The organism is Variovorax sp. SG517 (genome assembly GCF_013376045.1).
Taxonomy (GTDB): Bacteria; Pseudomonadota; Gammaproteobacteria; order Burkholderiales; family Burkholderiaceae_C; genus Variovorax.
On sequence record NZ_JABMJG010000001.1, the window covers coordinates 313,224 to 333,161 of the forward strand.

At 68.7% G+C, this 19,938-nt stretch carries 19 protein-coding genes; 13 read left to right on the plus strand and 6 right to left on the minus strand.

The window, feature by feature from the left end:
• Positions 1 to 2: 2 nt before the first annotated feature.
• The gene (locus tag FHT32_RS01340) at positions 3 to 2,078 is read right to left on the minus strand and encodes a carbon starvation CstA family protein (RefSeq protein WP_176662868.1); all 2,076 of its coding nucleotides are present in this window, start codon (positions 2,076 to 2,078) and stop codon (positions 3 to 5) included.
• Positions 2,079 to 2,297: 219 nt separating this feature from the next.
• Here FHT32_RS01340 and FHT32_RS01345 point away from each other — a divergent pair, with 219 nt between their 5' ends.
• The 13 genes from FHT32_RS01345 (at position 2,298) to FHT32_RS01405 (ending at position 17,212) form a co-directional block, all read left to right on the plus strand.
• Positions 2,298 to 2,705, plus strand: a complete 408-nt coding sequence (locus tag FHT32_RS01345) for a type IV pilin protein (protein ID WP_176662869.1) — start codon at positions 2,298 to 2,300, stop codon at positions 2,703 to 2,705.
• Positions 2,699 to 3,256, plus strand: a complete 558-nt coding sequence (gene pilV, locus FHT32_RS01350; RefSeq protein ID WP_176662870.1) for a type IV pilus modification protein PilV — start codon at positions 2,699 to 2,701, stop codon at positions 3,254 to 3,256. Before FHT32_RS01345 ends, pilV begins: the two co-directional genes overlap by 7 nt.
• On the plus strand, positions 3,253 to 4,389 hold the full coding sequence (locus FHT32_RS01355) for a PilW family protein (protein WP_176662871.1): 1,137 nt from the start codon (positions 3,253 to 3,255) through the stop codon (positions 4,387 to 4,389). Before pilV ends, FHT32_RS01355 begins: the two co-directional genes overlap by 4 nt.
• Complete coding sequence (locus tag FHT32_RS01360) at positions 4,386 to 4,958, plus strand: hypothetical protein (protein ID WP_176662872.1); 573 nt, start codon at positions 4,386 to 4,388, stop codon at positions 4,956 to 4,958. The genes FHT32_RS01355 and FHT32_RS01360 overlap by 4 nt, the downstream gene beginning before the upstream one ends.
• 43 nt (positions 4,959 to 5,001) lie before the next feature.
• Positions 5,002 to 8,082 carry a pilus assembly protein gene (locus tag FHT32_RS01365; protein ID WP_176662873.1) on the plus strand — a complete coding sequence of 1,027 codons (3,081 nt, stop codon included), beginning with the start codon at positions 5,002 to 5,004 and terminating at the stop codon, positions 8,080 to 8,082.
• A complete protein-coding gene (locus FHT32_RS01370) occupies positions 8,079 to 8,615 on the plus strand; it encodes a GspH/FimT family pseudopilin (RefSeq protein WP_371132116.1) in 537 nt (178 codons plus the stop codon). Before FHT32_RS01365 ends, FHT32_RS01370 begins: the two co-directional genes overlap by 4 nt.
• Before the next feature lie 122 nt (positions 8,616 to 8,737).
• Positions 8,738 to 9,562, plus strand: coding sequence for a DUF6502 family protein (locus FHT32_RS01375; protein ID WP_176662874.1), 825 nt, complete (start codon positions 8,738 to 8,740; stop codon positions 9,560 to 9,562).
• Positions 9,559 to 10,950 carry a DUF5666 domain-containing protein gene (locus tag FHT32_RS01380; protein WP_176662875.1) on the plus strand — a complete coding sequence of 464 codons (1,392 nt, stop codon included), beginning with the start codon at positions 9,559 to 9,561 and terminating at the stop codon, positions 10,948 to 10,950. The genes FHT32_RS01375 and FHT32_RS01380 overlap by 4 nt, the downstream gene beginning before the upstream one ends.
• A 97-nt stretch (positions 10,951 to 11,047) precedes the next feature.
• Positions 11,048 to 12,331 carry an FAD-dependent oxidoreductase gene (locus FHT32_RS01385; RefSeq protein WP_176662876.1) on the plus strand — a complete coding sequence of 428 codons (1,284 nt, stop codon included), beginning with the start codon at positions 11,048 to 11,050 and terminating at the stop codon, positions 12,329 to 12,331.
• A gap of 127 nt (positions 12,332 to 12,458) precedes the next feature.
• Complete coding sequence (locus tag FHT32_RS01390) at positions 12,459 to 13,196, plus strand: DUF3348 domain-containing protein (RefSeq protein WP_176662877.1); 738 nt, start codon at positions 12,459 to 12,461, stop codon at positions 13,194 to 13,196.
• The gene (locus tag FHT32_RS01395; protein WP_176662878.1) at positions 13,193 to 15,835 is read left to right on the plus strand and encodes a DUF802 domain-containing protein; all 2,643 of its coding nucleotides are present in this window, start codon (positions 13,193 to 13,195) and stop codon (positions 15,833 to 15,835) included. The genes FHT32_RS01390 and FHT32_RS01395 overlap by 4 nt, the downstream gene beginning before the upstream one ends.
• Complete coding sequence (locus tag FHT32_RS01400) at positions 15,832 to 16,500, plus strand: OmpA family protein (protein ID WP_176662879.1); 669 nt, start codon at positions 15,832 to 15,834, stop codon at positions 16,498 to 16,500. Before FHT32_RS01395 ends, FHT32_RS01400 begins: the two co-directional genes overlap by 4 nt.
• Positions 16,493 to 17,212 (plus strand): DUF2894 domain-containing protein, encoded by a 720-nt coding sequence (locus FHT32_RS01405; protein ID WP_371132117.1) that lies wholly within the window; start codon positions 16,493 to 16,495, stop codon positions 17,210 to 17,212. Before FHT32_RS01400 ends, FHT32_RS01405 begins: the two co-directional genes overlap by 8 nt.
• 6 nt (positions 17,213 to 17,218) lie before the next feature.
• Here FHT32_RS01405 and FHT32_RS01410 read toward each other — a convergent pair whose 3' ends face one another.
• The 5 genes from FHT32_RS01410 to FHT32_RS01430 all read right to left on the minus strand — a co-directional run bounded on the left by FHT32_RS01410 (position 17,219) and on the right by FHT32_RS01430 (position 19,906).
• Positions 17,219 to 17,758 (minus strand): C40 family peptidase, encoded by a 540-nt coding sequence (locus FHT32_RS01410; RefSeq protein WP_176662880.1) that lies wholly within the window; start codon positions 17,756 to 17,758, stop codon positions 17,219 to 17,221.
• 174 nt (positions 17,759 to 17,932) lie between these two features.
• Positions 17,933 to 18,220 carry an HU family DNA-binding protein gene (locus FHT32_RS01415; protein ID WP_176662881.1) on the minus strand — a complete coding sequence of 96 codons (288 nt, stop codon included), beginning with the start codon at positions 18,218 to 18,220 and terminating at the stop codon, positions 17,933 to 17,935.
• A 186-nt stretch (positions 18,221 to 18,406) separates the two neighbouring features.
• Complete coding sequence (locus FHT32_RS01420; RefSeq protein ID WP_256098836.1) at positions 18,407 to 18,805, minus strand: hypothetical protein; 399 nt, start codon at positions 18,803 to 18,805, stop codon at positions 18,407 to 18,409.
• Between the two features lie 21 nt (positions 18,806 to 18,826).
• Positions 18,827 to 19,258 carry a hypothetical protein gene (locus FHT32_RS01425; protein ID WP_218088046.1) on the minus strand — a complete coding sequence of 144 codons (432 nt, stop codon included), beginning with the start codon at positions 19,256 to 19,258 and terminating at the stop codon, positions 18,827 to 18,829.
• Between the two features lie 18 nt (positions 19,259 to 19,276).
• Entirely contained in the window at positions 19,277 to 19,906 is a 630-nt protein-coding gene (locus tag FHT32_RS01430) for a DUF938 domain-containing protein (RefSeq protein ID WP_176662882.1), read from the minus strand.
• Between the last annotated feature and the right edge of the window lie 32 nt (positions 19,907 to 19,938).

The following is a 19,938-nucleotide window of genomic DNA, read 5'->3' on the forward strand; positions in this document are numbered from 1 at the left end:
CTTCAATGGGCGGCCGTCGCGGCGGCGGCGCCCATGGGTTCGAACGGCGTTTCCTGCGTCGTCGGGCGGTTGGCCGCGCGCGCCGCGAAGCAGGCCTTGATGCTGTACACCAGCACGCTCAGCACCACGAAGATGAAGAGCGCGCACAGCGCGGCGTCGAGGCGGTCGTTGAAGACGATGCGCGACATCGCTTCGGGCGTCTTGGCCGGCGCCACCAGCACGCCGTTGGCAATGCCTTCGGTGTACTTGGCAGCGTGCGAGAGAAAACCGATCTTCGGGTCGGACGAGAAGATCTTCTGCCAGCCCGCCGTGAGCGTGCACGCCAGCAGCCACGCGGCCGGCGCGATGGCCACCCACGCATAGCGCTCGCGCTTCATGCGGAAGAGCACCACCACGCCCAGCATCAGCGCCACGGCGGCGAGCATCTGGTTCGAGATGCCGAAGAGCGGCCACAGCGTGTTGATGCCGCCCAGCGGATCGACCACGCCCTGATACAGGAAGTAGCCCCAGGCCGCCACGCACAGCGCGGTGGCGACGAGGTTGGCCGGCAGCGAGTCGGTGCGCTTGAGCGCGGGCACGAAGCTGCCCAGCAGGTCCTGCAGCATGAAGCGGCCCGCGCGGGTGCCGGCGTCCACGGCCGTGAGGATGAAGAGCGCCTCGAACAGGATCGCGAAGTGGTACCAGAAGGCCATCATGGCCTGCCCGCCGATCGCCTGGTGAAGGATGTGGGCCATGCCCACGGCCAGGGTCGGCGCGCCGCCGGTGCGCCCGAGGATGGTGGTCTCGCCCACGTCCTTGGCGGTCTGCACCAGCATCTCGGGCGTGATCACGAAGCCCCAGCCCGACACCGTGGCCGCCACCTGCTGCGCGGTGGTGCCGACCAGCGCGCCGGGACTGTTCATCGCGAAGTAGATGCCGGGCTCGATGCACGAGGCCGCCACCAGCGCCATCACGGCGACGAACGATTCGGCCAGCATGCCGCCGTAGCCGATGAAGCGCGCGTGGCGTTCGTTGTCGAGCATCTTGGGCGTGGTGCCCGAGGAGATGAGCGCGTGGAAGCCCGAGACGGCGCCGCAGGCGATGGTGATGAACAGGAACGGGAACAGGCTGCCCGACCACACAGGGCCGTTGCCCTGCGCGAACTGCGTGACAGCGGGCATCTGCAGCGTCGGCATCACGAACACGATGCCGATGGCCAGCGCGATGATGGTGCCGATCTTCAGGAAGGTCGACAGATAGTCGCGCGGCGCTAGCAGCAGCCACACGGGCAGGCTGGCGGCGACGAAGCCGTAGCCCACCAGCATCCAGGTCAGCGCCTTGCCGTCGAAGGTGAAGAGCGGTGCCCACTCGGGGTTCTGGCTCACGGCCTGGCCGCCGAAGATGGCGAGCATCAGCAGCACAAAGCCGATCAGCGACACCTCGCCGATGCGCCCCGGGCGGATGTAGCGCAGGTACACGCCCATGAAGAGCGCCACCGGAATCGTCGCGGCCACCGTGAAGGTGCCCCACGGCGATTCAGCCAGCGCCTTCACCACGATCAGCGCCAGCACCGCGAGGATGATGATCATGATCATGAAGGTGCCGAACAGCGCGATCATGCCGGGCACCGGCCCCATCTCCTGCTTGACGAGGTCGCCCAGCGAGCGGCCGTCGCGCCGCGTGGAGATGAACAGCACGATGAAGTCCTGCACCGCGCCGGCGAACACCACGCCGGCCAGCACCCACAGCAGGCCGGGCAGGTAGCCCATCTGCGCCGCAAGCACCGGGCCCACCAGCGGGCCCGCGCCCGCGATGGCGGCGAAGTGGTGGCCGAACAGCACGTTCTTGTCGGTCGGCACGTAGTCCAGGCCGTCGTTGTGGCGGTGCGCCGGCGTCTTGCGGTTGCCGTCCAGGCCCAGCACCTTGTCGGCGATGAAGAGGCTGTAGTAGCGGTAGGCGATCAGGTAGGTGCAGATCGCGGCGGCCACCACCCAGAGGGCGTTGACGCTTTCGCCTCGGGTCAGGGCCACGGTGCCCAGCGCGAACGCGCCGATCACGGCCACGACCAGCCACACCAGATGGCGTCGGATGCTGTGCATGCGGATGTCTCCTTGGAATTGAACCCGGGGAGTTTTGCCGGGCAGGGGCGCCGGCGCATCCGTCGGACCGCGCAAGGCAGGCGCGTGGCTTTGCGTAATGGAAAACCCTGGAACCCGTCGTGGCGGGCACCGCACACCGGAGCTTTCCGGCCCTTGTATTTCCCATAAATGTGATAAATTCACATAATTAACAATGTGAAACATTCCTTTCGAGCCACGATGAACCAGCATTCGCAGGCACGCAGACGCAGCAGCGGCTTCACATTGATCGAGGTCATGGTCACGGTGGCGATCGTGGCCATCCTGGCCGCCATCGCCCTGCCGAGCTACCAGCAGTACGTCATCCGCTCCAAGCGCTCCGCGGCGCAGGCGCAGATGATGGACATCGCCAATCGGCAGCAGCAGTACCTCATCGCCAACCGCGGCTACGCCGACAAGGCGGCGCTCACCGCCAGCGGCTACAGCCTGCCCTCCGAGGTCTCGGCGAACTACGGCTACGACGTCACCCTCTCCACCTCCGGCGCGCCGGGCTACACGCTCACCTTCACGCCGACCGGTTCGCAATCGGGCGACGGCAACCTCAGCCTCACCAGCGAAGGCGTGAAATCGCCGGCGGGCAAATGGTGACGCGCCGCTCCATCCGCCGCCAGCGCGGCACCACGCTGATCGAGGTGCTGGTCACGCTGCTCGTGCTGGCCATCGGCCTGTTCGGCCTCGTGGGGCTGCAGGCGCGCATGCAGGCCTCCGAGATGGAGTCGTACCAGCGCTCGCAGGCGCTGATCCTGCTGAACGACATGGCCAGCCGCATCGCGACCAACCGGCGCACGGCGGCCAGCTACGTCACCAGCGCGCCGCTGGGTGCCGCCGCCACCTGTCCAACCGCCACCGCGACGCGCCAGCAGGTGGACGCCAAGGAGTGGTGCAACGCGCTGCAGGGCGCGGCCGAGGTCTACGGCAACAGCAAGCTGGGCACCGTGATCGGCGGACGCGGCTGCGTGGAGGACATGGGCAACAACGAATACCTCGTCACCGTCGCCTGGCAGGGCCTCGGGCCGATCTCCGCCCCGCCCGACGGCGTGGCCTGCGGCAAGGGCCAGTACGACAGCGGCACCACCTGCACGGACGACAAGTGCCGCCGCGCCGTGACCACGCTGGTGCGCATCGGGTCGCTTTCATGAACCGCCCACGCGCCCTGCGGCATGGCCAGCGCGGCCTGACGCTGATCGAGCTGATGGTGGCCATCACCATCACGCTCATCGTGGTGGCGGCGCTGCTCACGCTCTTTCTCAACGTGAGCAACTCCCAACGCGAGCTGGAGCGGGTCAACCGACAGATCGAGACCGGGCGCCTCAGCACCTTCGTGCTCGAGAACGAGATCTCCCACGCCGGCTTCTGGGAGAACTACATGCCGGAGTTCGACGACCTCACCGTCACCGGCGCTCCCACGCACGTGCCCACCGGCGCGCTGCCCGACCCTTGCCTGCCCTACTCCGCCGCGAACTGGACCGACGACTACAAGCGCCAGCTGCTGGACATCCCGGTGCAGACCTACGACAGCGTGCCCGCCAGCTGCGCCGACCTGCTGAAGAACAAGAAGGCCAACACAGACATCATCGTGGTGCGCCACGCCGAGACCTGCCTGCCCGGCACGCCCAACTGCGATGCCGACACGACCGGCGCCATGTACTTCCAGTCGTCGCTGTGCGGCACGCAGAAGCCGTCGTCCTTCGACCTCTCGACCGCCGGCTTCGGCAACATGTTCCGCAAGGACTGCACCACCCCGTCGCCCAAGCGCAAGCTCGTCGCGGACATCTACTACGTGCGCGACTACGCGGAGACGGTCGGAGACGGCATTCCCACGCTGGCGCGCTCGCGTTTCGACCTCGCGGGCGGCTCGCTCGCGCAGCAGCCGCCCGTGCCGCTGATCGAAGGCGTGGAAGGCTTCCGCGTCGAGCTGGGCCTCGACACGCTGAGCAAGACCGGCGCCGCCGTCGACTACACCACGGCCATCGCATGGGCCGATCCCGCGAACAAGTCCACGCCCGCGAACCGCGGCGACGGCAGCCCCGACGGCGACTTCGTGCACTGCGTCGCCAGCCCCGCCTGCACCGCCGACCAGCTCGTCAACGTGGTGGCCGTCAAGCTCCACGTGCTGGCGCGCAGCTCCGAGGCATCGCCCGGTCACACCGACACCCGTACCTACCAGCTCGGCGGCGCCACGCTGGGCCCGTTCAACGACCACTACAAGCGCCACGCCTTCTCCACTTCCGTGCGCCTGACCAACGTCACCGGCCGGAGGGAAACGCCATGAACACACGCGCGCCACTCGCCCGCGGCGCCGGCCAGCGCGGCGCCGCGCTGCTCATCGGGATGATCATGCTGCTGCTGATCACGCTGGTGGTCACCGCTGGCTTCAACCTGAGCAACGCCAACCTCAAGGCAGTGGGCAACCTGCAGGCGCGCAACGAGGCGGTGGCCGCCGGCAACCGCGCGATCGAGGAGGTCGCCACCAGCCTGCTGGTGCCCGGCAGCGACGGCAGCCCGACGCTCGCGGCACCACAGCAGACCGTGAGCATGGTGGACATCGACAACGACGGCGTCACCGACTACATCGTGACCGTCGCGCCCCCCGTGTGCGTGCGCGCCACCAAGGCGCTGGACACCGGCGGCGGCGGCACCACGGGCCCGGGCGGCATCACCGGCGGTGCCTCCAGCAGCGGCTCGGGGCTCTCGACGCTGCCCGACCAATACAACTCGGTGTGGGACATCAGCACCACGGTCACCGATGCCCGCAACACCAACGGCGCCACCACCGCCGTGCGCCAGGGCGTGCGCGCCCTGCTCAACAAGGCGCAGTTCGAAGCGTTCTGCGCTTCCTAGGCATGCCCCCCCAAGACAACCCGACGACGAACAGGCCCGCACCATGACCCGGAAACTTCTCGCTTCGCTGTGGACGGCCGCCGCGCTCGCTGCGTTGACGGCGCTGCCGGCGGGTCCTGCCCACGCCGAGGACATCGACCTCTTCGTGGGCTACAACCCCAGCGCGGCACAGGCGCCGAACGTGCTGTTCGTGCTGGACAACACGGCCAACTGGAACCAGCCCTTCACCGCCGAGATGACCGCGCTCGCCTCGGCCTTCGAAAGCCTGAAGGCCAACAAGTTCAAGGTCGGCCTGATGATGTTCACCGAGACCGGCCAGGGCAACTCCAACTCGGACGGCGGCTACGTGCGCGCCGCGGTGCGCACGCTGGACGACGGCACCAAGGTCAAGTACGGCGCGCTCATCCGCAGCCTCGACAAGCTCGGCGACAAGTCCAACGGCGGCAAGGCCGGCAAGACCATGGCCGAGGTCTACCGCTACCTCGCCAGCGGCACGCCCATCGCCGGCAACGGCAAGAACAAGGCCGACTACAGCGGCAACACGAGCGGCACGGCGGCGTCGCAGGCCATCTACGCGCTGCCGCGCAACGCGCTCGGCAGCTTCTCCGCCACCACCTACGTCGGCCCCAGCACCGAGAACTGCACCGGCACCTACGTCATCTACATCAGCAACGGCGCGGCGCAGGACAACAACAACGACAGCCAGATCTCCAACGCCGCCCTGCGCGCCGCAGGCGGCGACACGACGCAGATCGCCCTGAGCCCCAGCGGCTCGCAGGACAACACGGCCGACGAGTGGTCGCGCTTCCTGCAGACCAGCATGGGCGTGAAGGTCTACACCATCGAGGCCGCCAAGGCCACCGGCGGCCAGGGGCCCGGCTGGACCTCGCTGCTCAAGAGCATGGCCACCCAGAGCAAGGGCGAGTATTACGACATCTCGGCCAAGCCCGACCTGGGCGGCGCGCTGGGCGCGGCGCTGGACGACATCTTCAGCAAGATCCAGTCGGTCAACAGCGTGTTCTCCTCGGTGAGCCTGCCGGTCAGCGTGAACACCCAGGGCACCTACCTGAACCAGGTGTTCGTGGGCATGTTCCGCCCCGACCAGGACGCCTTCCCGCGCTGGAACGGCAACCTCAAGCAATACAAGCTGGGGCTGGACAGCAGCAACCAGCTGATCCTGCAGGACTCGGTGGGCGCCAACGCGGTGAACAACCAGACCGGCTTCGTCGCGCCCTGCGCGCGCAGCTTCTGGACGCCCGCGCCCAGCGACACCGACGTCTACTGGAGCTTCCGGCCTTCCGGCGACTGCCTGGGCAAGGAAGCCGCCGACAGCCCCGACGGCAACGTGGTGGAAAAGGGCGCCCAAGGCTACATGCTGCGCCGCATCGCCGTGGCCAACCGCAACATGAAGACCTGCGCGCCGGGCAGCTGCACCGCCCTCACCTCCTTCGCCGACGGCAACACGTCCATCACCAAGGCCGCTCTGGGCGTCACCGCCGACACCGATCGCACCGCGCTCATCAACTGGGCGCGCGGCCTCGACAACAAGGGCGACGAGCGGCCCGACGCGCAGGGCAACCCCGTCACCTCCACCTCGATGCGCCCCTCGGTGCACGGCGACGTGGTGCACTCGCGGCCGGTGGCCATCAACTACGGCACAGACGCCATCCCGCAGGTGGTGGTGTTCTACGGCGGCAACGACGGCGTGCTGCGCGCCGTCAACGGCAACCGCACCGACGCCATCGGCTCGGCCGCCGCGGGCGACGAGCTCTGGTCCTTCATGCCGCCGGAGTTCTACGGCAGCATCAAGCGGCTGTACGACGACACCACGCGCATCAACTTCCCCGGCCTGCCGGTCACCGCCGGCGCCGTGGCGCCCAAGCCCTACGGCATGGACGGCCCCGTCTCGGCCTATCGCCAGGGCAGCACCGCCTGGCTCTACGCAAGCATGCGCCGCGGCGGCCGGCTGGTCTACGCCTTCGACGTCTCCTCCGCCACCGCGCCCACGCTGAAGTGGCGCAAGGGCTGCCCCAACCAGGGCGACGACATCGGCTGCGACACCGGCTTCGAGGGCATGGGCCAGACCTGGTCGGCCCCCAAGGTGATGCGCGCCAGCGGCTACGGCGGCGGCAACAGCCCGCTGCTGATCTTCGGCGGCGGCTACGACAAGTGCGAGGACGTCGACACCAACAGCGCAGCCCAGGCCTGCGGCACCGGCGCGAAGGGCAGCGGCATCTACGTGCTCGATGCCGACACCGGCGCGCGCCTGCAGATGTTCGCCACCGCGCGGCCGGTGGTCGGCGAAGTCACCGTGGTCACCGACTCCCTGGGCATCGCCCGCATCGCCTACGCGGCGGACCTGGGTGGGAACGTCTACCGCATCGCACTCGGCAGCGGCGCGCCTTCGGGCTGGACCATGACGCAGGTCGCCTCGCTGGGCTGCGACACCGTGACCACCTGCACGCCCAACCGCAAGTTCATGTTCGCCCCCGACGTGGTGGAGGACAACGGCTCCTTCGTCATCCTTCTCGGCTCGGGCGACCGCGAGAAGCCGCTGCGCTACTACAACTCCGCGCTCGGCGTGGCCAACCGCTTCTACATGCTGGTCGACAAGCCCACCGACAGCAGCTGGCTGAGCAGCGAGACCAGCAACTGCGGCACCGGCAACGGCCTGCTGTGCCAGGCCTCGCTGCAGCCCATCACCGACACCTCCACGCCGACCTCCTCCGACCTCGCGACCAAGAAGGGCTGGTACCTCGCCCTGGCCGCCGGCGAACAGGTGGTGACCAGCTCGGTCACCGCCTACGGCGTCACCACCTTCAACACCCACACGCCGACCAACCCCAACACGCAGTCGTGCCGCGCCGACCTCGGCACCGCGCGCGTCTACAACGTGTCGTACGTCAACGCCGCTCCCCAGGGACCGGGCGGGCGCTTCCAGAACGTGGTGGGCGGCGGCCTCGCGCCCTCGCCGGTGGTGGGCCGCGTCCAGCTCGACGACGGCAGCATGCGCGACGTGGTGATCGGCGCCAATCCCGACTCCTTCCTGAGCCCCAAGGGCACCTCGCCCAAGGCCGCGTTCAAGCAGCCCAAGGGCCGGGTCTACTGGTTCATCCAGAAGTGAGCACTCGAAGCACCGGCCTCATGCGCAACCCCGGCACCGCCCGCGCGCGCGGCTTCACGCTGGTGGAGCTGATGGTCACGGTGGCCGTGCTGGTGGTGCTCGTCGCCATCGCCGTGCCTTCGTTCGACAGCATCCGGCTGTCCACGCGCCTGAGCGGCTATGCCACATCGCTGGTCTCGGGCAGCCAGCTCGCGCGCAGCGAAGCCATCAAGCGCAACGCCCCGGTCACCCTGTGCGCCTCGGCCAACGGCACCAGCTGTAGCACCAACGGGCAATGGGAGGCCGGCTGGATCGTGCTGAGCGGCACGCAGGTGCTGCGCGCGGAAAGCGCCGCGGCCTCCGGCTACCTGCTGCGCGAGGCGGGCGGCGCCAGTTCCATCGTGTTCCAGGCCACCGGCATGGGCGCCGGCCAGAGCCGGATCAACATCTGCCGCGCCACCCCCAGCGCCAACCAGTCGCGCGCCGTGAGCATCAGTGCCACCGGGCGCACCAACGTCACGAAGTCGAACGACGGGAGCTGCGCTTCGAGCTAGGACGCCGCCGCCGGAAAGGCCGCTGCGGCGGACCGACGACAATACGCCGCAGCGACGGAGTCTGGATGGCGGCCCGGCCCCTTGTCCAAGAACCCACGAACCCAGGAGCAACGACCGCATTCATGGAACACCGGCTGGATTGGGCCCTCGCAGCCTGCGCTCGCATCCTTCGTCCCGTGGTCCGATTGGCGCTTGCCATGGGCGTCAAGCACCCGCACCTGGAAGAACTGCTGCGCGACCTGCTCATCGAGGAGGCGCAGCGCTCCTGGCGCCAGCAGGGCGTGAAGCGGCCCAACCTCAGCCAGATCTCGGTGACCACCGGCCTGAACCGCAAGGCCGTCACCGCCAAGGTCCGCGCCACCGTCGACCCCCTGCCCCACACCGAACTCTCGGCCGCCGCCAAGACCTTCACGCTGTGGCTGCAGCTGACCACCGAGCAGGAGGCCCTGCGCCGCCTGCCGGTCACCACGGAAGACGACGCGCCCTCCTTCGAGCGCGTGGCGCGGCTGGCCAGCCGGGGCAACATCCACCATCGCACCATCCTGGATGAACTCGTGCGCCTGAACATGGTGGCCGAGGACAACGGCACGGCCGAGCTCACGGCCGACGGCTTCGTGCCGGTCGAAGACCTGCAGTCGATGCTCGCCTTCATGGGCGACAACGGCCGCGACCACCTGCTGGCCGCCGTCTCCAACACCCTGGGCGAGTCGCCCCGCATGCTCGAGCGCGCGGTGTACGCGCGGGGCCTCACGCTGGAAGACTGCGAAAAGATCCAGCTCCTCGCGCGCGAGCGCTGGGCCGGCCTGCACCACGAACTGGCCCGCGAGATGACCGGGGCCGTCGAGCGCGCGCCCGCCGGCAGCAAGGCGCGCATCCGCGTCGGCATCTATACCTATTACGAAGACGACGAAGCCGCGCCGAAGAAGAGCGGGCCGCCCTCACGATGAACACGATCCTCACCCTTGCGCCCTCCTTCCGGCTCGCGCACCGCTTCCTGCGCGGCCTGCTGCTCGCGGGCGGCATCGCCATGCTCCTGTCCTGCGGAGGCGGAGGTGGCGGCGGCAGCGGTGCGTCCGGCCTGGGCGCGGCCGGCGCGGCCGGCTCCGGCACCTCGACGGCGACCGGCGGCGGCGGTGGCGGTGACACCGGCGGCTCCGGGGGCCAGGGCGACACAGGCGGTACCAGCGGCAGTGCAGGCACCGGCAGTGGCGGCGACGGCACCAGCACCGCCGGCAACACCAACGGCGACGGCTCCGGCGTGGGTTCGGGCGGCACCGGCGTGAGCGCGGACGCCGCCGGCATCGGCGCGGCAGACGGCCTCGGCAGCGTGATCCTCAACGGCCTGCGCTACAACACCGACAGCGCCACCTTCAGCCTCGAAGACACGACCGAGCTGCAGATCGGTATGAGTGCGCGCATCGCCGGCAAGGTCGATGCCAACTTCACCAGCGGCACTGCCGCGCAGGTGGTCTCGGCCGCCGAGCTGCGCGGCGCGGTCTCCGACATCGACCTGGCAAGCGGCAGCTTCACCGTCATGGGCAGCCGCGTGACCACCGACAACGCCACCGTCTGGGGCGACGCCAGCGGCCCGGCCGACCTGCTCGACGGCGCGGTGATCCAGGTCTGGGGCCTGCCCGCCGCGCCGGGCACGCTGCGCGCCACGCGCGTCCACGTCGCACCGGCCTCCGTCGAGCCGCTGGCGACCGGCACCGTCCAGAACCTCGACCTTGCCGGCCGGCAATTCACGCTCGGCCTGCTCACCGTCGACTTCGGCCCCGGCCTCGACACCGCCAGCCTGGCCGAAGGCGCCATCGTGCGCGTGCGCGGCACCGTGGCGCCCGTGGCCGACCGCTTCACCGCCACCACGGTCAAGGGCTGGTACGCCATTCCCACCGCCGACGGCATCGCGCTGCAGCTCGCGGGCGTCGCCACCGACTTCGTCTCGCTCGGCGACTTCCGCGTGCTCGGCAACAAGGTGGACGCGCGCAACGCCCAGATCACCGGCGGCCAGGCGGGCGCCATCGGCAACGGGGTCAAGGTCGAGATCGACGGTTTCCTCTCCGGGCAGGTGCTCGTGGCGAAGAAGCTGCGCATCCGCTACGTGCCCGGCACCGGCGGGCCGTCCTCCTTCACCGTGATCGGCCCGGTCGCCGGCTACCAGTCGACTTCCGACTTCATGGTGCGCGGCCAGCGTGTGAACGCCGCCGGCTCCGCTACCATCTTCGAAAACGGCACCGCCACGGACCTGGGCAACGGCAAGCGCGTGACAGTCGTCGGAGACCGCGTGGTCGACGGCGTGCTCATCGCCCAGCGCGTCACCTTCGCGCAGCCTTGAACCCGGGCTGAACCCGGGCTGGGCCCGGCACACCGGGCGGCGCCGTGCAACACAGGCCACGCCGTCCGCGGCGCGACCGGATCGATCGATCGGAGCCATGGACACACAAGCCACCCAAGCGCCCGCATCCTCGACGCCACGCTGCTGCATCGCAGGCGGCGGCCCCGCCGGCATGGTGCTGGGCCTGCTGCTGGCCCGCGCCGGCGTGCCCGTGGTCGTGCTGGAGAAGCACCTGGACTTCCTGCGCGACTTTCGCGGCGACACCGTGCACCCGTCCACGCTCGAAGTGCTGCACGAGCTGGGCCTGCTGGAAGCCTTCCTGCAGCGCCCGCACGACCGCATCGACGAACTGCGCGGCACCTTCGAGGGCCGCACCGTGCCGGTGGCCGACTTCACCCACCTGCCCTCGCACAGCAAGTTCCTCGTGCTGATGCCGCAATGGGAGTTTCTCGATTTCATGTGCGACGAGGCCCGGCGCTACCCCTGCTTCGAACTCTGGACCGACGCCGAGGCCGTCGGCCTGCTGCAGGACAAGGGCCGCGTCAACGGCGTGAAGGTGCGGCGCGGCCGCCGCGCGGGCCAGCCGCAGGAGGTCGAGCTGCACGCCTCGCTGGTGGTGGCGGCCGACGGACGACATTCGACGCTGCGCGATGCCGCCGCCCTGCCGCACATCAGCTACGGAGCACCCATCGACGTGCTGTGGATGGCCGTGCCCAGGCTTGCCAGCGACCCGTCGTCCACCGGTGGCCACATCGCGGGCGGCCGCATTCTGGTGACGCTGAACCGCGGCGACTACTGGCAGTGCGCCTTCGTCATCCCCAAGGGCGGCCACGACGCGCTGCAGGCACGGGGCATCACGGCCTTCCACGAGGAGATCGGCCGCATCGCGCCCTTCCTCGCCGACAGGCTGCCTTCGGCGCTGCCCGACTGGGATTCGGTGAAGCTGCTCGAAGTGACGGTGGACCGCCTCGAGAGCTGGTCGTGCCGGGGGCTGCTGTGCATCGGCGACGCCGCGCATGCGATGTCGCCGGTGGGCGGCGTCGGCATCAACCTCGCCGTGCAGGACGCGGTGGCCGCCGCCAACCTGCTGGCCGCCGCGCTGGCCGGCGACGCGAGCGAAAAGGAAATCGACGCCCTGCTGCCCCAGCTGCAGCGGCGCAGGGAACTGCCCGTGCAGGTCACCCAAGCCGTGCAGCGCTTCATACAGGACCGCGTGCTCATGGCCGTGCTCGACGGCAGGCCGGCTGCAGGGCCACGGCGCCTGCCCCTGGCGCTGCGGCTGCTCGCGCGCTGGCCGCTTCTGCGCAGGCTGCCGGCGCGGGCCGTGGGGCTGGGCCTGCGGCCCGAGCATGTGACTTCGCCGCGCTCCGCGCGCACATGATGAAAAAACTGGCATTTCGTTACACAGCCGGGAGCTCGCGGCGCCCGGCGGGAGGGCTCGGACAGAGGGCCCTGTTGTAGACTGCCGGGTTTTTCGGACCACGCGCATTCGGGCGCTTTCAGGGGGCATGGAGCAAGTTTCAAGGCGCACAGGTTTCAACGGCTCGGCGCTCATTCGCTTGCTTTCAAGGCTTTCCAACGTCGACGCCCGGGAGCCCGCGCAACCCACCGCCGACCGGCTGAGCCAGTGGTTCGGCTGGACCGACGCCATCTCGCTGTCCGCGGCGCTCGACGGCGCCCCGGCAACGCCGCAAACCGGCCTCCGCGCCCCCCGCAACAACGAGGAAAGCGAATGCCAGCGCGTGAAAGCCGCCCTGGCCAATGCCATCGTCGAAGACGACACCTTCGGCGCCGGCAAGGAGGCCGCCTCCGACTTCACCCCCTACAAGCGCCGCTACCTGGCCCGGCAACAGACCATGGAAGCGGGTGCGAGCTCGCTGCGCGGCAAGCTGCGCGCAGCCATGGCGGCCAAGTCGGCGGCCATGGCGCGGCTCGCCTCGGTGGACGTGGTGATGGCGCAGGTACTCGAGGCGCGCGAATACAGCCTGCTGTCGGCCGTGCCGGGCATCCTCGAGCGGCACTTCGAACGGCTGCGCAAGGCCGCCGAAGCGCAACAGGCGCCCGATGCCGAGGCTGAAGCCTCCGAAACAGACGACAAACCCCACAGTGCCCGGCCCACCGACGAGTGGCTGGACGTGTTCCGCAAGGACGCCCAGGACGTGCTGCTCGCCGAACTGGACTTCAGATTCCAACCGGTCGAAGGGCTGCTCGACGCCCTTCGCACCCAGGCCACCAGGACCTCATGACCCGATTCCTCCACTACGCCGTATTTGTCGCTGGCCTTGCCGTCGTGGGCTGGGTGGGCGCCGGATACATCGGCACCAACCCGCTGGCGCTGGCCGTCACGCTGATCATCGGCGCCTTCTACATCATGGGCGCGCTGGAGCTGCACCGCTTCCAGCAGGCCACCACGAGCCTCACGCAGGCCACGGCCGAGCTCTCGGCTCCGCCCGAGAGCCTGGGCACCTGGCTCGACCGGCTGCATCCCTCGCTGCGCAACGCCGTGCGCCTGCGCATCGAAGGCGAGCGCGTGGGCCTGCCAGGCCCCGCCCTCACGCCGTATCTCGCCGGCTTCCTGGTGCTGCTGGGCATGCTGGGCACCTTCATCGGCATGGTGGTCACGCTCCGGGGCACCGGCCTCGCGCTGGAAAGCTCGACCGACCTGCAGGCCATCCGCGATTCGCTCTCCGCGCCCGTCAAGGGCCTGGGCCTCGCCTTCGGCACCTCGGTGGCGGGCGTGGCCGCATCGGCCATGCTGGGCCTCGCCTCGGCGCTGAGCCGCCGCGAGCGGCTGCAGGCCAGCCAGGTCCTCGACACGAAGATCGCCACCGTGCTGCGCATCTTCTCGCAGACGCACCAGCGCGAAGAGTCGTTCAAGCTGCTGCAGCAGCAGGCCCACGCCATGCCCGAGCTGGTCGGCCAACTGCAGGCGATGGTGCAGGCCATCGAGCGGCAGAACCAGGCGCTCGGCGACCGGCTCGCGGCCAGCCAGGACAGCTTCCACAGCAAGGCCGAGGCCGTGTACGGCAGCCTCGCTTCTTCCGTCGACCAGTCGCTCAAGCAGAGCCTGACCGAGAGCGCGCGCGTCGCCGGCGCCGCGATCCAGCCTGTGGTCGAAGCCACCATGGCCGGCATCGCGCGCGAAACGGCCGCGCTGCACCAGACCATCTCGAACACCGTGCAGCAGCAGCTCGACGGTCTCTCCAGCCGCTTCGAGGCCACCACCGAGCGCGTGGCCGACACCTGGAAGACGGCGCTCGCCGAGCACCAGCACACCACCGAGGCGCTGTCGAAGGACGTGCGCGGCTCGCACGACCACTTCGCGCAGACCTTCGAGCAGCGCTCCGCGGCGCTGGTCGACAGCGTCTCCGCGCGCCTGGAAAGCACCGTCGGCAGCGTGTCCAAAACCTGGGGCGACGCCCTCGCGCGGCACCAGCAGGTCAGCGAGAAGCTGTCGGGCGATGCGCACCAGGCCCTCACCTCGGCCACCGCAGCATTCGGGCAGCACACCGCATCGCTGCTGCAGACCGTGGACCAGGCGCATGCAAAGCTGCAGACCGAGCTCGCTACGCGCGACGAACAGCGCCTCTCGGCCTGGACGCAATCGCTGGCCGACATGGGCGCCGCGCTGCACCAGCAATGGCAGCAGGCCGGCGCGCACAACGCGAGCCAGCAGCAACAACTGCTCGACACCGTGGCGCAGACGGCACGCGACACGATGGCGCAGACCGAAGCACATGCGAAGAGCACCGTCGCCGAGATCGCCCGGCTGCTGCAGGCCGCGGCCGAAGCACCGCAGGCAGCGTCCGACGCGATGTCGCAGATGGCGCAGCGCGACGAACAGCGCCTCGCCGCCTGGACGCAGTCGCTGACCGCCATGGCCGCGTCGCTGCAGCAGGAATGGCAGCAGGTCAACGCGCACCACGCGGGCCAGCAGCAGCAGCTCATCGACACGATGGTGCAGACCGCACGCGACACGATGGCCCAGACCGAGGCGCACGCGAAGAACACCGTCGCCGAGATCTCGCGGCTGTTGCAGGCCGCCGCCGAGGCACCGCAGGCCGCGGCCGATGCGATGTCGCAGATGGCGTCGCGCGACGAAGAGCGCCTTGCGGCATGGACACAATCGCTGGGCGCCATGGCCGCCTCGCTGCAGCAGGAATGGCAACAGGCCAACGCGTACAACGCAAGCCAGCAGCAGCAGCTCTTCGACACCATGGCCCAGACCGCGCGCGAGATGTCGGCGCAGACCGAGGCGCACGCGAAGAGCACTGTCACCGAGATCGCGCAGCTGCTGCAGGCCGCGTCTGAAGCGCCACGCGCCGTAGCCGAAGTGGTGACGGAACTGCGCCAGAAGCTCGCCGACAGCATGGCGCGCGACAACTCCATGCTGGAGGAGCGCAGCCGCATCCTCGAAACCCTCTCCACCCTGCTCGACGCGGTGAACCACGCTTCCACCGAACAGCGCGCGGCCATCGACACGCTGGTGTCTGCATCGGCCGAGATGCTGGAGCGCGTCGGCAGCCGCTTCACCGAGAAGGCCGAGGCCGAGTCCGACAGGATGGGCGCCGTTGCCGCGCAGATCGCCGGCAGCGCCGTCGAAGTGGCCAGCCTGGGTGAAGCATTCGGCCTCGCGGTGCAGCTCTTCAGCCAGTCGAACGACAAGCTTGCGGGCCATCTGCAGCGCATCGAAGGCGCGCTCAGCAAGTCCATCTCGCGCAGCGACGAGCAGCTTGCCTACTACGTCGCGCAGGCGCGCGAAGTGATCGACTTGAGCATCATGTCGCAGAAGCAGATCGTCGAGGACATGCAGCAGATCGCCATCAGGCAGCGCCAGCAGCATCAACAGCAGCCGCAGCAGGCGCCCGCGGACAGCGAAGCATGATGGGCACCCGCGAAGACATCGAGGCCGGCTTCGACGAGCCCGGCGTGCCGGTGTGGGCGGTATTCGGCGACCTCATGGCCGGCCTGCTCGGCGCCTTCGTGCTCATCCTCGTGTGCGCGCTGGGCATGCAGCTGGAACTGGCTTCGAAGCTCGAGACCGAGGTGAAGCAACGGCAGGCCGAGGCCAAGCGCCTGCAGACGCTCGAGCAGGCCCTGGCGGCGCCGCTTGCCGCCGGCCGCGTGACGCTGACCAACGGCCGCATCGGCATCAGCGGCAGCGTGCTGTTCGCCTTCAACTCGGCGGAGCTGCAGCCCGAGGGCAAGCAACTGCTCAAGAGCCTGGCCGCGCCGCTGGCCACGTATCTCAAGTCGCGCGACGAGATCCTGATGGTGAGCGGCTTCACCGACGACCGGCAGATGCGCGACAACGCACGCCAGTTCGCGGACAACTGGGAGCTGTCGGCGCAGCGCGCACTGACCGTGACGCGCTCGCTGATCGAAGCCGGCGTGCCCTCATCGGCGATCTTCGCCGCCGCCTTCGGCTCCGAGCAGCCGGTGGCGTCGAATGCCGACGCGGACGGCCGCTCGAAGAACCGTCGTGTGGAGATGGCGCCCGCACCGCGCCCTTCATCTTCTTCAAGCGCCAGCGCAAAGCCTCGTGACTGAGCAGGCAGACGCCACCACCCGCGACACCGGCACCATGGTCGCCGAGGCGCTCGCGCGCGGCGACCAGCGCTTCGACCCCGTGCGCTTTCGCGTCATCGAGGCGATGGCCCGGCGCGCGGCCTCGCTCGATGGCGAAGTGCGGCGCATCGTCGACGACAAGGTGATCGCGCTGCTTGCGGCGTATGGCGAGGACCTGGAGAAGGCCAAAGCGGCGGAGGTCACGAAGCAACAGGCGCAGCCCGAGCGCGACGCATTCGCGGACCTCATCGAGCACATCGCCAGGCACGCGCCGGCTGCAGATGATGTTCCCGCGGATGTATCTGCAATAGCAGCAGCGAAGACAACGGCACCGGGCAAGGCAGCGCCCCGCCCGCGGTCGTCCCCTTCGGTTGCACCTGCGCCAGCCGCCGAGCTGAAGTCGATCCGCTACTTCAAGAGCACCTGGTCCAGGCTCAGCGCCGACCGCCGGCTGAACCAGTCGCTGGCGAAAGTGCCCCAGAACGCCGGCCCGCTCAACTCGCACCAACTCGTGCACCGCTCGCTCACGCTCATGCGCGACATGTCGCCGGAGTACCTCAACCGGTTCATGGCGTATGTCGATGCGCTGTCGTGGGTCGAGCAGTTGAATGGTGGCGGTGCCACTGCGGCTAATGCGGCAAGCCCGCGCGGCGAGGGCACGAAGAAGAGCGGTCGCGGCAGCAAGGGCAGCTGAGGCAGCTCAGGGCCGCCGCGCCTGCACCACCTGGCGCGACCAGTACACGCCATCGAGTCGATCGAGCCGGACCACACCGCCGGTCGAAGGCGCATGCACGAAGCGCCCGTTGCCCACGTAGATGCCCGCGTGCGAGGGCGTGGAAGAGCCGAACAGCACGAGATCGCCGGTGCGAAGCTCCGACATCGGCACCGGGGCACCGAAGCCCGTCATGCGCGCCACCGTGCGAGGCGGCGATTCACCCACGCTGTTGAGGTACACGTAGCCGATGAGCCCGCTGCAATCGAAGCCGCCGTCTGGCGTGTTGCCGCCGTAGCGGTACGGCGTGCCCACAAGACCGAGGGCATGGATCGCGATGCTGTTCGATTGCTCGGCCGTCAGCGTGCTGGTGCCGCCCATGACGGGCCCGAGGCCACCGCCCTGCCGCGGCCCCGAGGGGCTCGCACAGCCGATGAACAGAAGGCAGGCCCCTATCGAAAGAAGCCGAAGCAGCCACTGCTGCGATGTGGTGGGGAATGAGGGCGTCGGCACAGGCGCGTCGTACATGTCGGATGGCTGGGCTCGTGAACCTGCACGAACTCTAGCGCGGAATGCGACGGTTTCCTGAAGATGCCGCCCCTGCGCGGCCCCGCACTGCTGCGCGGGCGCCACGGAGGGAGGTGTGGAAAAGAGGCCTGCGTGTGCCTCTTCCGGGTCTTTTGGGTCTTTTTTCTTGCTTGCTTACTGTGCGGCGGGCGCGTTGACCGCGTCCTTCAGCGCCTTGCCGGCGGTGAACTTCGGCGCCTTGCTGGCCTTGATGGTCATCTTCTCGCCGGTCGAAGGGTTGCGCCCTTCACGCTCGGGACGGGCAGCCACGGCAAAGGTGCCGAAGCCGATCAGTTGCACCGTGTCGCCCTTGGCCAGCGCGCGCGACAGGTTGTCGATGACGGAGTCGAGCGCGCGCGAGGCGTCGGCCTTGCTCAGGTTGGTGTCGGTGGCGATGGCGGCGATGAGGTCGGTCTTGTTCAAAACGGGTGTCTTTCTTTGGTGGGACGGTGGATGAATGGATTGAAATGAAATCGGTGCGCGCTCGGCGCACCGGGCTCGAACTTTAAACGCCCCGCCGAGCGAAGAAGACACGCGCACGCGTTTCAAAAGTGAAACATCGTGATCGATGCACGGTGTCGATGCAGGAAACTGCGGCCGGCACCGCCCTCAGAAGCCTGGCGCGGAACGCCAGGACACAGTGTCCGGATACTGACGGGATTCCTTGAAGCACAGGAATATCTCCACGACCGCATCCGCCACAAACCACTCATCGGACTTGAGCGTCAGGGTGCCCGCGCCAAATACAAGCCGGGTTCCATCCGGGAAAACCGGGCTTGGCCGATCGTGAAACGCCCGCTCTCGCATACCGGTTGCAGGGTCGAACCTCTCCACCATGCAGGTCGACCTGCCACCCGCGACTTGAACGCAGCTGCCGTCTGCCCTCGTCAGCGATGCATATGAATGCCTTCCTGCGCTCTGGAGAGCATGCACTCTCCGTCGAATCTGCGCATCCGTCGGCGCTTTGAGTTCGGCAAAGTTCTGTCCTTCGAGGCGCATGGTGTTCATTTTTCCTGTGAGACTTGACTCTCAACCGTTGAGTGACTGAAGCACCTTGATTGCTATCGCCCCGCGCCCCGCGCCAATTCCCCGGTTGCGCCGGTTCGTATTCTGGGCCGTTGTCACGTCTTCCCAGACCTCAACCGATGCAACGACCTCGTGAGCCGCGTCTGTGTCGATCTCGAAATCGATGAATCTCTCGTCTTGCGTGAGCAACAAGCCGATCAGTCTTGGCTCCCCCGGGAAGTCGATGTCCAGATCGATGATGATGGACCTCTCCCACTGAATGCCTCGCTCAAGGCCGCTGACCTTGAGCGCTTCGGGGAGAGGGTTCTGCCGCCAGTGCATGGCCTCTCGCCGGATCGAATCCTCGACCAAGGCGTTCTGCTGTTGCACATTCAACTGGCGATAGCGTATTAGCGGCATGGAAGCGGGGGCGGTGACGGCAGGCGCACCTTTCATTCGGGTTGCGGGCAGATCCTAGAAGCCGAATACCAGCAGCAGATTGTTCGCCGGCATCGCATGCCGCTCCCGCAACACAAGCCCCGCCCTCCGCGCCTCCACGGCCACATCCTTCAGCCACCGAATGCCCCACTGAGGATTCCGCGCGCGCAGGTCTTCATCGAACGCGATGTTGCTCGGCGCCGTGGGCACGTCCTCTTCGATGTAGGGACCGTACGTGACGAGCACCCCGCCATCGCGCAGATGCCGCGCGGCCCCCTGCATCAGCGCGGCGCATGTGGCCCAGGGCGAGATGTGCAGCATGTTGGCGCAGAAGATCGCGTCGAACTGCTTTTCTTCTTCCCCTGCTGCGAACGCGAAGCCCTCGGATGGCCATCGAGGCGCCATCACGTCGAGCGGCAGCGGCGCGCGCAGATTGGGCAGTGCGGCCTCCGCGACGCGGCTTGCCATTGCGGGCAGCACGCGCGCGTCTGCGTCGGTGGGCTGCCAGGTCCATTTGCTCAACGCAGCCGCGAACCACGCTGCATGCTGGCCGGTGCCGGATGCGATCTCCAGGGCGGCGCCCTCTTCGCCGAGGATGCCGGTCAACGCATCGAGGATCGGCTGCTTGTTGCGGTCGGCGGCGGGGCTGTGGGGAAGGCTGGACATTGGAATTTGAAGATGGGCGATGAGCAAGTTCG